Below are 13,653 nucleotides of genomic sequence, written 5' to 3'. Positions count from 1 at the left end.
CAAGCGTATGAAGACCTGTCTCGTCGTCGACGATTCGCGCGTGATCCGGAAAGTCGCCCGCCGAATTCTGGAAGAACTTGAATTTGCGTGTGTTGAAGCCGGCGACGGTGCGGAAGCACTGGAAAAGTGCCGGGAACAAATGCCCGATGCGATCCTTCTGGACTGGAATATGCCCATCATGAACGGGCTGGACTTCGTCAAGGCGCTGCGCCGCGAGGAAACGGGCGATCGTCCGATCGTGGTCTTCTGCACGACCGAGAATGATATGGCTCACATCACCGAGGCACTGCGCGCCGGTGCCGACGAGTATGTCATGAAGCCGTTCGATGGCGACATCATCGCCTCCAAATTCCAGCAAACCGGCCTGTTGCGAGCGTCATAGGGGAGGCTGATGACAGAGCTCGCCCCCAAAATGGCTGCTGACCACGGCATGGCACGTGTCCTCGTTATTGACGACTCCGCGGTCGCCCGCGGTCTCATGACACGCTGGATCGAGGAAGATCCCGATCTTGTCCTCGTGGGCTCGGCCACGGATGGCGAGCAGGGAATCCGCAAAGCTGAAGAGCTGCGCCCCGACCTCATCATTCTTGACGTCGAAATGCCCAAGATGGATGGCCTCGCGGCCTTGCCCATTCTGCTGAAGACCGTTCCCAATTGCCGCATCGTGATGGCCTCGACCCTGACCCGCCGCGGCGGTGAGGTGACGATCCGCGCCTTGTCCATGGGAGCGGCAGACTACGCGCCGAAACCCCAGGCAGGCCGTCTGGCCGGGGCCGAGGAGTTCCGCCGTGATCTCCTTGCCAAGCTCAAGGCGCTGGCCCCGCGGCCCAAAGTGTCGCGACCGGCGAGCCCGGCTCCCGGTACAGCAGCGCCAGCCGCGCGCAGCACGCCCGGTGCGGCGCCGCCGCCATTGGCCAAGCGCGCCTTCAGCCCCGTAGCCTCCGCACCGATTTCGCGCGGGACAACGCCGCGTTCGACCGGCCGGCCCTCGATTATTGCAATCGGGTCCAGCACCGGTGGTCCGGAAGCGCTGCGCACTGTGATCAGCAAATTCTCGGCCGGGCTTGCGGCCCCGATTGTCATCGCCCAGCACATGCCGGCCCTGTTCACCAAAATCCTCGCCGAGCACCTGGCCAAGGCCAGTAATCTGCCCTGCAAGGAGGTCGAGCATGGCGAGCGGCTGCAGGCGGGACATGTCTATGTCGCGCCCGGCGATTTTCACTTTACGGTGCGGCGCGATGCCGGCGGCTATTACGCCGCGCTTGACCAGAGCCCGCCGATCAATTTCTGCCGTCCTGCCGTCGATCCGCTCTTCACCTCTGTCGCCGAAGCGACGGGCGGGAGTGCGCTTGGCGTCATCCTCACCGGGATGGGGCATGACGGGCGTGAAGGTGTGCGCGCCCTGCGCGCGACGGGTGGAACCATAATCGTCCAGGACGAAGCGAGCAGCATCGTCTGGGGCATGCCTGGCGCTGTCGCCGAGGCCGGACTGGCAGATCAGATACTGCCGCTATCGGAAATCGGGTCGGACATCGTCCGGCGCGCCAAGGGTGGAATGTAGGCCTATGCTGGAAAAACAGGAAATTCTCTACGTGGCGGCCGAAGCGTACAAGCGCTCGGGCCTCGTGCTGTCGGCCGACAAGGGCTATCTGCTGGAAAGCCGCCTCGCACCGCTGGCGCGTGCCGAAGGCTATGCCTCGATCGAAGCCCTGATTTCAGCGGCGCGGCGCGAAGGCAGCGATCGCCTCCTCTGGGCCATCACTGAAGCGCTGGCGACACACGAGACCTTCTTCTTTCGCGACAACACCCCCTTCGACCTGTTCAAGCAGGACATCCTTCCCGTCCTGTCGCGTGCCCGGGGCAATGCCGGCGTGCTGCGGATCTGGTGTGCGGCCTGTTCATCGGGCCAGGAACCCTATTCGCTGGCCATGTTGCTGGAAGAAGAGCGCGCCCGCCTCGGCGGCCTTCGCGTCGAGATCGTGGCAACGGATATGGCACCGCGGGTGCTGGAAAAGGCCAAGGCCGGTCTCTACAGCCAGTTTGAAGTCCAGCGTGGCCTCGCGATCCAGCGCCTGGTGACGCATTTCGACCAGACCGGTGATCAATGGCGCATCAAGCCGAATATCCGCCAGATGGTGAACTTTCAAAAACAGAACCTGCTCGAGAATTTCGCCTCGATGGGCAAGTTTGACGTCATCTTCTGCCGCAATGTGCTGATCTATTTCGATGCGGAATCGAAGAAGAAAGTCCTGTCGCGCCTGTCGCAGCAAACCGCCTCGGATGGCTATCTTGTGATGGGTGCCGCCGAGACGGTGGTCGGCCTGTCGAGCGATTATGTACCGGTGGAGGGCCGTCGTGGCCTTTACACCCAGGTCGGCAATGCGGCGCTCAAGACCGCCGCAGCCTGATACCGGCGTTTATGCCTGCCAATCATAATGAAGAACCCCGGAACCAGATTGGTCCGGGGTTTTTCATGGCGGCCGGGGCCTGCCTACTCGGCGGGCGCCGGGAAGATAATGATGCTGCGGGCAATGGCGCCGAGTGCTTCGCGGGAGAAAGCGTCGAGTGTGGCCAGCTCGTTCCCGCTATCGGTGGCGCTGACGGCGACGAATTCCAGCCAGCGATAATCGCCGGCCACGGTGTCCTCTATCCAGAATCTTCGCACCGATATGGTGTCTGGATCCTCCCCGGCAGGCGCGCCGGTGCATTGTTGCCAGATCCGCCGGACCCCGGCCGCATCAATCGCGACATAGGGCGCATCGCGGCTGCACCACTCCGGCGTTGCCGGGCGGGCGATCTCATCGATCCGGTCGAAATCATACGCACCATTGCGCGAAAGGGCCTGGGCGCCATCAATGCCGATGCTGATTCCCCAGCGCAAATTGTCCACCACTGCCAGCGTGTCTGTGTGCAGGGTCTCCAGCTCGCGGGCCAGCGCGTCCGGCGCCTCGATGCGGATCAGACCGGCTTCGGGGTCGCTGAGGTCCTGAAGCACGCCGGGCCAGTCCACCGCGCTGTCCGGGGATGGCGAGGCCACGTCCTGGGCTGCCACGGCCTGTCCGGCCGTCAGGATCGCCGACGCGAGTGCTGCGAGCATCATTCGGGGATGTTTCATACGGTCTCTCCGTGTTTCTGGAGCGATCATAGGGTCCCTGCAGCCGCCGAAAAGCCCCTGAACAGGGGAGGAAACAAGAAGCTCCCGGGTGTCGGTGGCGGGGCTCTCTCGGGTGCAGCATGGCGCGGCGCCGTGCGCCTATTAACCACTGCCGGCCGGCGCGCGGGGCGCGATGATGACGTCGTTCGCCATCAGTGCCAGTAACTCGCGGGTCAACCTGTCCACCGACGGGAGTTCGTCCGGCGTCTCGGTTGAGCCGAACAGGGTGAGTTCGAGCCAGCGATAGACACGGCTTGAGCGCTCCTCGGTCCAGATTTTACGGACGATGAGGGTGTCGGGATTCTCGTCCGGCGGGGTACCGGCGCATTGATGCCAGGTGTGATCAATCCCGGTCGGGCCGGTTGCCATGAAACTCACGTCGGGCAGGCACCATGCGGCGGTTTCCGGGCGGCTCGCAGTGGCAAGCCTGTCGGTGTCAAACAGGCCGCCATCCGAGAAGGATTGCGCGCCATCGACCCCGAAGGTGAAGCCCCAGTCGGTCTCCTCCACGTCTGTCGCCTCCAGAATGCCGGTCACCGCAGCCGCGAACGCCTGGGCCAGTGTGTCCGGTGCGTTGAAGTGGATGAAGCCGTCGGCGCGATCCGTCAGGGTCTGCAGGGCATCCCGCCACAGCAACCAGTCTTCCCCGCTGCTGCGAGGATTCGCCAGGACGAGGGCGCGCAAAATATCGGTGGCCATCGCTGACAGGACTTCATTGCCTGACGCGAGCAGGCTGTCCCGTTCGGCGGCCATGTTGGTGACGACGTGAATATGGATGGTCTGACCCTCGAAAGGCGCGTCCAGCAGCTGATCAAGGGTCACGATCGGGACCCCGTCCTGAATCGTATGGAGGCGGCAAGCTGTCCCCGTCAATTCGGTGCCCTGGCGGGAAATGACCATGACCGGGGTATGATCGTCGCAGGGACGGGGGGCGGGGTCATTGGTCGAGAGAAATATGTCGAAGCCCGTCCCCCACCGGCCGCCCTGCGCATCTGCGAGGGTGGTCAGCCGGTCAAGCCTCCCTTGAATACGCTCGAGCAGCCCGTCGCGGTCACGGAATGCCACGCGCCCGTCCGTTGTAGCCGCAAGCCGGGTGAGCTCTGCCATCAGCTCGGATGCTGTGAAGCGCTCCATTTCCGCAATGTGCGGGCGCGGCGATGCCGGCTCGCCGGAGGCTTTCTGGAGTGCCAGGGCGTGCCCGGCTGTCAGAATTGCGACTGCCAGTGCGGTCAGGCTCAATCGGTGGTGTTTCATCGGGCGCCTCGCTGTTGGTCAGCCAGACTAGCGGGGCGCCAAGCGGCGAAAAGCCCCTGAACAGGGGAGGCAGACAAGAAAAAGCCCGGTCGCGGGGACCGGGCTCTTCAATCCTGCATCGGCCGTGAGATCAGACGGCGACTTTTTCTTCCATCGGATCACGCAGCACATAGCCACGGCCCCAGACGGTCTCGATGTGATGCTCGCCTTGTGTGGCGGCTGCCAGCTTCTTGCGAAGTTTGCAGATGAACACGTCGATGATCTTCAATTCAGGCTCGTCCATGCCGCCATAGAGATGATTGAGGAACATCTCCTTGGTCAGCGTCGTGCCCTTGCGCAGCGAGAGCAGCTCGAGCATCTGGTATTCCTTGCCGGTCAGATGGACGCGCTGGCTGTCCACTTCAACGGTCTTGGCGTCGAGATTGACGGCGATCGAACCGGTCTTGATGATCGATTGCGAATGCCCTTTCGACCGGCGGACGATGGCGTGGATACGCGCAATCATCTCATCCTTGTGGAAAGGCTTCGTCATATAGTCATCGGCACCGCATCCAAGGCCGCGGACCTTGTTGTCGATGTCGGCATTGCCGGTCAGGATCAGGATCGGTGTATCGATCTTGGAGACGCGAAGGGTTTTGAGGACATCAAAGCCCGTCATGTCCGGCAGATTCAGATCAAGCAGGATGATGTCGTAATCATACAGCTTGCCGAGATCGACCCCTTCCTCGCCAAGATCCGTCGTGTAGATATTGAAGCCGTCTGACTTCAGCATCAATTCGATGGACTGCGCGGTCGCCCGGTCGTCCTCAATTAGAAGAACCCGCATGGTTCGCCTCCGGTCTGGTACCCGAACGAATCAATCCCGTTCGGTGTGTAGTCTGATTAACCTTATTCTGACGCTACGAGGAAACCCTTAACGAAAGTTAACTGCCGCTTGACCGGGTACAAGAATCGTCCGCTCGGCGATTCTCCCAGGGCTGAGCTTGATTCGCAATTAGCGTTAACGAATAGGGGGTTAGCGCGGGCGCTACGCGGCCATGAGTCTGAAAAAATTGAACTACTGCGATTATTGTCACGCATAAAGTATGCGCTGCTGCGTGACGGATTTCCCTGCCAGGCTTAAGAATATTCCCGCAGCAGAGGGGAAATCCGGTCCAAATTCTTATCCACAGACGATTTTTACTGCCCTCTGGTGCGAAACCCGGTTTCGAGTCCGCCAGCCAGTGGAGCTGGCTTGTCTCCGGTACCAGGATCGACAGGGCAAACGGCCGAAGACGCGCAATTGTCACCCAGCGGCGCGCGACGGGCACACCAAACGGACACACCAGGAGGAAGGGCCAGGAGGAAGGGGCAAGAGGAAGGACCGGGCATGGGTGTGGCCGCAAGCCAGGCCAATACCGAAATTCGGCCCGCTCGCCTGGTTGCGCATTTCTTCGCAGCTGCGAAGGACCGGTGCCTCCGGTGCCTGCCCCCACAGAAGACACCCCCTTTGCCCCGGGGATGCGCATCAGAGATACACATCCCTCTTCGATGACCTGTGAGACGGGCAGGCACCGCGCGGCGCCGCGCTGAAACCGATCTCCGCCTGCGGCCAGGCTGGATTGGGAATTCTATCGATCTTATCGATGCTTGGCTTGCGGAAGCCGGGGCATGCCACCATGTAGTTCGAGCACTCCACTTTCCCGCCCCGACCAACCCGCATTGCAAGGCTCCATGTCGATCCTTCTCTCACTCTTGCTCCTCGGCGCCGTTGCCCTTGGTGCTCATCACTGGTCGAAGCGGCGCCTGCGCAAGAAGCTGCTGGTGTCCGAGCTCTCGGCTCACCAACGCGCCATCGTCAAAGCTTCGGTGCCGCTCATTCGAAAGCTCCCGGCGAGCTTGCGGCGGGCCCTTGAAGGCAAGATCGCCCTGTTTCTGCACCAGATCGAATTTATCGGGTGCAACGGGCTGGACGTGACCGAGGAGATGAGACTGTCCATCGCGGCGCAGGCCTGCCTTCTCGTCGTCAACACCTCGAACTGGTACGTCAACCTCCGCACCGTTCTCATCTATCCGGGCGCTTTCAAATCGCGAAGGGCGGAGCATAATGGTTATGTCGTGACGGAACGCGAAACCGTGCGCACGGGCGAAAGCTGGGCCCGCGGCCCGGTGATCCTTTCCTGGGCTGACGCCCGGCAGGGCGCGCTGGACGAGACGGATGGCCACAATGTCGTCTTTCATGAATTCGCCCACCAGCTCGACGACCTGTCCGGTCACACCGACGGAATTCCCGTCCTGGGCAAGGGCCAGGACTTCGCCGAATGGGAGCGCGTCTTCGTCACGGCGTTCAAGACCCACTGCCGAAAGGTCGAAGCCGGCCACTGGTCCGTTTTTGACCCGTATGGCGCCACCAGGCCGGAAGAATTCTTCGCGGTAGCGGTTGAGACCTTCTTCGAACGGCCAGCTGAGCTGCAGCGCGAGGAGGCCGGCGTCTATCAGCAATTGGCAAGCCTGTTCCAGCTTGATCCCTCAAACTGGGGCTGAAATTAGTGCCGTCAGACCTCGGCGGATGAGATAGTCGTGTCTGTCCCAGTGGTCCCCGGGCATGCACCCCGTTTGAGGGTGCAGAGGGGTGTGGCCGGTGATTCCGGAGCACAAGGGCGGTTCGAGGAGTTTGGAGCCGGAAAACTTGCGGATCGAAGTTGACACCATCGCCGCCGCCAAATCCGTCATCCTCGCTGGCCTCGGCGTGCAACACCTGCCGCTCGGCGAGGTCGAAGCTGAACTCGCTGGTGGCGAGTTCGTCCGCGTTCTGCCGCAATGGACTCTGCCCCCGCTCGGCATCTACGCTGTCTGGCCCGACATAGGCCCCCAAAAAAGCCTCGCCCGGCGTTTGATTGATTTTTTTGTGATCCGCGGGGGTGGCGTGGGGTGGGGGGAAGATGCACGTCCTCCAATCATCGCGGCCCTGCCTGACCGCGCCACACAGCATGCCTCGCATTTGCACTGCCGCGTTTACGTGAAAGCAACCGCGTTGGCGTAGAGTGAGTTCGAATCGGCAAATATGCCCCGCCTGAAAGGCAAGACGTTTCGATGATGCAGACCCTGACGGATCGAATTGACGGGCTTGATGCGCGTGTCCTGGAAGGACGCGTCACGGCGCTCAATGGTCTGTTGGTGGAAGCCGAGGGTCCCGTTTCCGGTCTCAGCCTGGGGGCACATGCAACCATCGTCACCGGCCGGGGTACAGCGGAATGCGAGATCGTTGGCTTTCGGGGCCAGACGGCCCTGATGATGCCCTTCGGGCCGCTTGAGGGCATCCGCCCTGGCGCCAAGGTCGTCCTGCAACCGGATTCGGCGCGGGTTCGTCCTTGCCTGAGCTGGCTGGGCCGGGTCGTGGACGGTTTCGCCCGCCCGCTCGACGGCGGGCCGGCGCTCAGCGAAGGCCCTCATGCCTACCCGCTCAAGGGCGATCCACCGATGGCGCATGGCCGTGCCCGGCTTGGCGAACGGATGGATATGGGCGTGCGCGTCCTTAACGCCTTTGCACCCATGCGCCGCGGTCAGCGGCTCGGTATCTTCGCCGGTTCCGGCGTGGGCAAATCGGTCTTGATGTCGATGCTGGCACGCGCCTGCGATGCCGATGTGATTGTCATTGGCCTGATTGGCGAACGGGGCCGTGAGGCACGCGAATTTGTCGACGATGTGCTCGGGCCGGAAGGCCGCGCACGCTCGGTCGTGATCACTGAAACCTCCGACGCACCGGCGCTGGCCCGCCGCCAGGCCGCGCACCTGACCCTGACCGTTGCGGAATATTTCCGCGACCAGCGCAAGGACGTGTTGTGCCTGATGGATAGTGTGACGCGTTTTGCTCTCGCCCAGCGTGAGATCGGTCTGGCTGCCGGCGAACCGCCGACGACACGGGGCTATACGCCTTCCGTCTTCGCCGAATTGCCGCGCCTGCTCGAGCGCGCCGGCCCAGGTGTTGAGCGCCGCGACGGGCGCAAGACCGGCACGATCTCCGGCCTGTTCACCGTGCTGGTCGATGGTGATGATCATAATGAGCCGATCGCCGATGCCGTGCGCGGTATCCTCGATGGCCATGTGGTGATGAGCCGGGCGATTGCCGAACGCGGCCGCTTCCCGGCGATCGATGTTCTCAAATCGGTCAGCCGGACGGCACCTGAAGTCTTCGCACCTGCCGAGCGGCCCTTGGTCGCCGAGGCGCGCAAAATGTTGTCGGCCTATGCCGATATGGAAGAATTGATCCGCCTGGGGGCCTACTCCCACGGATCGAACCCGGCGCTAGACCGGGCAATTGCTCTCAACGATCCGTTGGAAGCATTCCTGGGCCAGGGAAAAGACGAAGCGGCGGATATTCCGTCGACATTCGCGACCCTGGCCGGGATTTTGGATGGTGAAGGAATACCCTCATGACACGCTCACACGAACCCTTGATCCGGCTGGCCCGGTTCAAAGTCGAGGAATTGCAGAAGCAGATGGCCGAACTGGATCGTTCCAAGGGCGCGCTGATCAGCCAGATCGAGCGGCTCGAGGCTTCGGTACCGGAGGAGCAGGCGGTCGCCACGCAATCGCGTGATGGCTATCTGGCCTATGGGTCCTACGCCCAGGCTGTCATCAAGCGAAAAGAGAATATCCGCTCATCGCTTGATGAGGTCGAGGTCCAAGCGGACGCGCTGCGTGACCGGCTCGGCGACGCCTTCCAGGAACTCAAGAAGTTTGAAGTTCTGGAAGAACGCCGCCTGGCTCATATCGAACGCGCCCTGCGCGCTGCCGAGCAGGACGAACTGGACGAAATTGCCCAGATCCGTCACCGCCGGCCAAACTGATCGGTTCAGAAATTCTGTGACCAGGTGACATCGAGCCGCAGCGAACGGCCCGGCTCGCTGACGCCAGCGAAGACGCGCTCATAATCGGTGTCGAATAGATTCTCGACGCCGGCATTGAGTGACAGTCCGCGCCCGGCGAAGGGCTGCCAGCGGGTATAGAGGTCGAGCACGCTATAGCCGTCGCGGAAGCCGGCCGGATCACTCGCTTCATCGAAATCGCCAGCCAGTTCGGCCCGCGCGCCGAGGGTCAGGCGCTGTGGCTCGAGCGTCCAGCGCCCGTCGAGATACAGCCGGGTCGGGGTTGATGCGCCGATCGGTTCGCCGCTGGCGGTGTCCTCGCCATCTACGTCCGAGAGGCTGGCATCGAGCGCGAAGGCACCGCTCTGGAATTTGAGCTCGGCTTCAAAGCCCGACAATTCCGCCGAGCTGACATTGCTGCTCTGAGTCGTGCCTGCCGAACAGGGCAGGAAGAAGGGCGGTGCGAAACAGGTCGCGTCGAAGGCAAAATCCACACTCAGATCGATCAGGTCCGTGGCCTTGGTTTCAAACCAGGCCGCGCGTATTTCCAGCCGATCGACGCCCGCGAAACGGTCGGCGAGGTCGAGGCTGAAACCGGCTTCAATCGTTTCGGTCTGCTCGGGCAGAAGGTCGGGATTGGCAATGAAACGGTTGGAGATGAAGACCGGCGCGCCCAGGATGATGTGGGGTAGCGAGAAATGCGTGCCGTCCAGGTAGAGCTCATTGATGGATGGCGCCCGGAAGCCTTCGCCCCAGCTGGCGAAGACATTGAAAGTCTCCGACGGGGCATAGGTTGCGGCAAACCGGCTGGAGGTCGCATTGGAGGATGTGTCGGCCGCGAGGCTGGAGCTGGTCTCGAAGGAATCATAGCGGATGCCGGGCAGCAGGATAATCCGGCCGGGGAGGCCGAACGGGGCCGGGCCGTCCAGTTCCAGCTGGGTATAGCCCGCTGTGAACTGGCTTGATGCGTCCGGGGCACCGCCGCGAATGCCGCCGGGTTCGGCACTGTCGAACCCGTCCTGGGTATCCTCGTAATATTCGCCGCCGATCGTCAGGCCGGCATCAAACTGACCGAGCTGGAAGGCAAAGCGCTGATCGGCGCGGATCCCCGTGGTTTCCAGGTCGCGTTGCAAAAAACGTCCCGAGACGAGCTCGGCTTCATCAACACCGGTGGTATTGCGATAGACGGTCAGGTCGAGGTCCATCCAGCTCAGTCCGGCCGGCGAGGCGTTCAGATTGAAGGCCAGATTGTCGCTGGAGACAGTCTTCTCGACCAATGCATTGAGCGAATCCACCCCGGCCATGCCCTGGGCATTGTTGGGCTCGATGACATTGCTGTCGAAACCCTGCCAACTCATTTCAAGGCGGACACCGTCGGCAGCTTCCATGCCGAACTTGACCAGGCCGGAGGTCGCAGCGTCATCGGCCGGCAGATCATCGCCGGATCCCAGTGCGATATCGCCGGACTGGCGGCGTGAGACTGAGGCGAGCAGGTCGAACCGGTCGGATTGGGTATAGAAACTCGCCGAGCCGCGCACTTCCTCATCGACGGTTCGTGTGCCGGCTCCGAGGTTGAAGCCCCAGCTTTCATCATCGGCCAGAAGGTCACGGGCATTGGCCGTGCTCAGGGAGATCACGCCGCCTGAAGCGCCCGAGCCGTAAAGCGCCGAGGCCGAGCCGCGCACGCTTTCGACGCCAACCAGAAGGGATGGATCGACGAAGAGGGCACCATCATGGGCCGATCCGAAATTCTGCCGGGCGCCGTCGAGCAGGAGGGTCGTGTTCTCGCGGCCCTGACCCCGTAGCGAGGGGCTTTGCCCGGTGCGCCGTGGCCCGCCGGCGATCTCCATGCCGGGCAGTTGGCGCAGCAAATCGTCCAGATCAGCTGGCCGGTTCAGATCCAGGGTTTCAGCCGAGATCGTCGAAGTCATGCCCGGATATTCAAAGGCGTTCAGCTTGGTGTGTGTCGCCTCAACGACGATCACTTCGACGTCGGCACTGGCCACTCCGGCCACCGTTTGTCCGAGTGCGGGGCTGGCGAGGGCGATGCTGGCAGCACCGAGGAGGAATGCGGATTTCATGACGCGCCTTTCTGCGAACGATTTGCAACTGAGTCTCTTGTGCCGCGACAGTTTCGGTATTGCAAGTCAGAATCATTCGCAATAACATTCGGGACGCTATTTCCTCCAGACATGATGAGACGCCCATGAAAACCTTGATCCTTGCCGCCGCCGCACTTGCCTTGACGGGCTGCGCGTCCACGACCCATCACCCTGCGGCGGCCTACACGGCGCCGGCGAGCGAGGTGGCTGATGTGGCCGCGTTTGAACGCGACCGGCAGGCCATCCTCGCCATGCAGGGCGAATATGCCGTGACCTTCGACTTCCGCGAGACTGTGGCGATCGCGCCCGGCTATCAGCTGGCAGAGCCCAAGCTGACGCCCGCCCGCGAGCTTGTAATCGTCATCGAGGACAGCGGCGATTTCATCATGTTGCAGCATCTCCTGCTCGCCGGTGATGGCCCGGAGCCCTTCATCGTCAAGCATTGGCGCCAGGACTGGCGTTATGAGCCGGCGCGGGTGCTCGCCTTTGAGGGCCATGATGACTGGCGCATGGATGATGTCGCCGCCGCTGATCGCAGCGGTGCCTGGTCACAGACCGTCTATCAGGTCGATGACAGTCCAAGATATGCGGCTGTCGGGCAGTGGGTCCACACGTCCGAAGCCTCCACCTGGGAACCCCCGGTTTCCTGGCGGCCCCTGCCGCGCCGGGACGACACAACCCGCGAGGATTATGATGTCATCGCTGCCGTCAATCGCCATACCGTCACGCCCTGGGGCTGGACCCATGAGCAGGACAATTCAAAACTCGTCGTCCGGGAGGGTGTGACCGAGGAACTGGTCCGTGAGATCGGTGTGAATACCTATCGCCGCACCGAGCTGGAGGGCGCGGCCGCGGCGCACGCCTATTGGGATGCGACCGAAGATTACTGGGTCCATGTGCGTGATCGCTTCCTCGAGCTGGAGCGTTCCGCACGTCGCTTTCACATCGAGGACGATGCCGAAGGCACACTCTTGTACGGGCCGGTTCTTGATGCCGGCCAGCGCGTCCTGTTCGGAATGGATGATGTCGATGCGGCCTGGGCTGACGCCCAGACCTATCTCGACAGCCAGATCACTGTGCTGGACTAGCTGTATGGCAACGCTGCGGTCAGCGAGCGCAAGCCTTGCAGCAGGTCAGCGCTCGCCGATCCGGCGTTTGGAAAAGAAGATGGCGCCGATCAGGACGAAATAGATCGCCAGCCGCAACAGGACCACCACGCCGCCGCGCTCATCGAGCCGCGAAAAGGCGAAGTCAAAGGCGAAGTTCGGTGGAACCCCGACTGCCCAGCGATAGAAAAACGGTGCGACGGCATCAACGACGAACATGACGCCCGCAGCTGCCGGCCATTGCGGCCATTTGCGCATGATCAGCGCCGCCACCAGTGACAGCACGATAATCAGCCACCAGTCATAGCCGCTAAAACCATGGCTCAGCCGGTCGAAAAATGAATCATACATGGCGTTTCAGTTCCCCCCTGATTGCCAGCCGCGCCAGTCTACGCGGCTTCGCGACCCCGCGCGAGTATTCCCGCTAGCGCGTGGTAATCCTTGGCCGCATCGCAATCGGGCGCCCGCACGGAGACACAGGTCTGGGTCCGGATCGCAGCGGGCACAGTGGCGTCGCGCCGGACAATGCCCGCCAGGGTCGGCGTGAAGCTGAGAAAGGATTCGCAGGTCTTGCGAAACGCGCCGAAAGCGTCGCGCGCGGCATTGGCATTCGGTGCATTATTGACCACGACCAGCGGCGATGCGCCTTCATCATGCAAACGCAACGTCTTCACAAAGGCATAGGCGTCGGTCAGCGAGGTCGGCTCGTCATTGATCACGATGATGACATCATCGGCAGTCAGGGCCAGGCGAACGGTGGCGCGGTCGGCGCCGGCGGCCAGGTCCAGAATGGCCCGGTCATAAGACAGGGCCAGCGCGGCGACACCGGTGGCCAGCTTGGTCAGGCCGGGTCCGGACAGATTGGCCAGGGCACCTGAGCCGGAACGGCCGGAGATGACATCAAACCCGCCGCGCTCGGCTGCCCCGCCAATGGCCGGGCAGACGGCGTCCTCAAGTGAGGTCTTGCCGCTGAGAACATTGACGATATCGGCGCGTGGCTGCAGCCCGAGCTGAACGTCGATATTGGCCATGCCAAGATCGCCATCCATCAGCAGGACGCGCTCATCCATCAGGGAGAGGGCGCGTGCCATACCGACGGCGAGCGTGGTCTTGCCGACGCCGCCCTTGCCGGACGCGATTGCGAGAACACGCCCGGCGGCGCGATGATGGGGAGCCGAGGCAAGTTTCAT

General features: G+C 62.6%; 14 protein-coding genes. 8 read left to right on the top strand and 6 right to left on the bottom strand.

The features are described 5' to 3' along the window. The first annotated feature begins 7 nt into the window (after positions 1-7). The 3 genes from BLT42_RS02675 to BLT42_RS02665 are packed head-to-tail and all read left to right on the top strand — an operon-like array spanning position 8 to position 2,408. A complete protein-coding gene (locus tag BLT42_RS02675) occupies positions 8-382 on the top strand; it encodes a response regulator (protein WP_091766385.1) in 375 nt (124 codons plus the stop codon). 9 nt (positions 383-391) lie between these two features. Next, the gene (locus tag BLT42_RS02670) at positions 392-1,561 is read left to right on the top strand and encodes a protein-glutamate methylesterase/protein-glutamine glutaminase (RefSeq protein WP_091766382.1); all 1,170 of its coding nucleotides are present in this window, start codon (positions 392-394) and stop codon (positions 1,559-1,561) included. A gap of 4 nt (positions 1,562-1,565) precedes the next feature. Next, positions 1,566-2,408 (top strand): CheR family methyltransferase, encoded by an 843-nt coding sequence (locus BLT42_RS02665; protein WP_091766379.1) that lies wholly within the window; start codon positions 1,566-1,568, stop codon positions 2,406-2,408. Between the two features lie 83 nt (positions 2,409-2,491). On the opposite strand, the gene BLT42_RS02660 is transcribed toward BLT42_RS02665, so the two are convergent. The 3 genes from BLT42_RS02660 to ctrA all read right to left on the bottom strand — a co-directional run bounded on the left by BLT42_RS02660 (position 2,492) and on the right by ctrA (position 5,234). Next, positions 2,492-3,115 carry a hypothetical protein gene (locus BLT42_RS02660; protein WP_143024022.1) on the bottom strand — a complete coding sequence of 208 codons (624 nt, stop codon included), beginning with the start codon at positions 3,113-3,115 and terminating at the stop codon, positions 2,492-2,494. Positions 3,116-3,256: 141 nt separating this feature from the next. Beyond that, positions 3,257-4,408, bottom strand: a complete 1,152-nt coding sequence (locus BLT42_RS02655) for a hypothetical protein (protein ID WP_143024021.1) — start codon at positions 4,406-4,408, stop codon at positions 3,257-3,259. Between the two features lie 130 nt (positions 4,409-4,538). Next, complete coding sequence (ctrA, locus tag BLT42_RS02650; protein ID WP_091766370.1) at positions 4,539-5,234, bottom strand: response regulator transcription factor CtrA; 696 nt, start codon at positions 5,232-5,234, stop codon at positions 4,539-4,541. Between the two features lie 887 nt (positions 5,235-6,121). Here ctrA and BLT42_RS02645 point away from each other — a divergent pair. The 4 genes from BLT42_RS02645 (at position 6,122) to fliJ (ending at position 9,237) form a co-directional block, all read left to right on the top strand. Then, complete coding sequence (locus tag BLT42_RS02645) at positions 6,122-6,931, top strand: M90 family metallopeptidase (protein WP_091766367.1); 810 nt, start codon at positions 6,122-6,124, stop codon at positions 6,929-6,931. 97 nt (positions 6,932-7,028) lie between these two features. Then, the gene (locus BLT42_RS02640; protein WP_233342272.1) at positions 7,029-7,430 is read left to right on the top strand and encodes a LysR substrate-binding domain-containing protein; all 402 of its coding nucleotides are present in this window, start codon (positions 7,029-7,031) and stop codon (positions 7,428-7,430) included. Between the two features lie 53 nt (positions 7,431-7,483). Next, positions 7,484-8,824 (top strand): flagellar protein export ATPase FliI, encoded by a 1,341-nt coding sequence (fliI, locus tag BLT42_RS02635; RefSeq protein ID WP_091766882.1) that lies wholly within the window; start codon positions 7,484-7,486, stop codon positions 8,822-8,824. After that, entirely contained in the window at positions 8,821-9,237 is a 417-nt protein-coding gene (fliJ, locus tag BLT42_RS02630) for a flagellar export protein FliJ (protein WP_091766360.1), read from the top strand. Before fliI ends, fliJ begins: the two co-directional genes overlap by 4 nt. Before the next feature lie 5 nt (positions 9,238-9,242). On the opposite strand, the gene BLT42_RS02625 is transcribed toward fliJ, so the two are convergent. Then, positions 9,243-11,336, bottom strand: a complete 2,094-nt coding sequence (locus BLT42_RS02625) for a TonB-dependent receptor domain-containing protein (protein ID WP_091766357.1) — start codon at positions 11,334-11,336, stop codon at positions 9,243-9,245. Between the two features lie 125 nt (positions 11,337-11,461). On the opposite strand from BLT42_RS02625, the gene BLT42_RS02620 reads away from it, so the two are divergent. Then, positions 11,462-12,445: a DUF6607 family protein gene (locus tag BLT42_RS02620; RefSeq protein WP_091766354.1), complete on the top strand. Its 984-nt coding sequence runs from the start codon at positions 11,462-11,464 to the stop codon at positions 12,443-12,445. A 45-nt stretch (positions 12,446-12,490) separates the two neighbouring features. On the opposite strand, the gene BLT42_RS02615 is transcribed toward BLT42_RS02620, so the two are convergent. Together BLT42_RS02615 and BLT42_RS02610 are read right to left on the bottom strand one after the other, a co-directional pair. Continuing rightward, complete coding sequence (locus BLT42_RS02615; RefSeq protein ID WP_091766351.1) at positions 12,491-12,814, bottom strand: hypothetical protein; 324 nt, start codon at positions 12,812-12,814, stop codon at positions 12,491-12,493. Positions 12,815-12,852: 38 nt separating this feature from the next. Beyond that, positions 12,853-13,653, bottom strand: a complete 801-nt coding sequence (locus BLT42_RS02610; RefSeq protein WP_091766348.1) for an AAA family ATPase — start codon at positions 13,651-13,653, stop codon at positions 12,853-12,855.

It is taken from the genome of Maricaulis salignorans (assembly GCF_900103475.1).
GTDB classification, from domain to species: Bacteria; Pseudomonadota; Alphaproteobacteria; order Caulobacterales; family Maricaulaceae; genus Maricaulis; species Maricaulis salignorans.
Note: the sequence above shows the minus strand (reverse complement) of the source record. Positions and strands in the feature narration are given on the sequence as shown.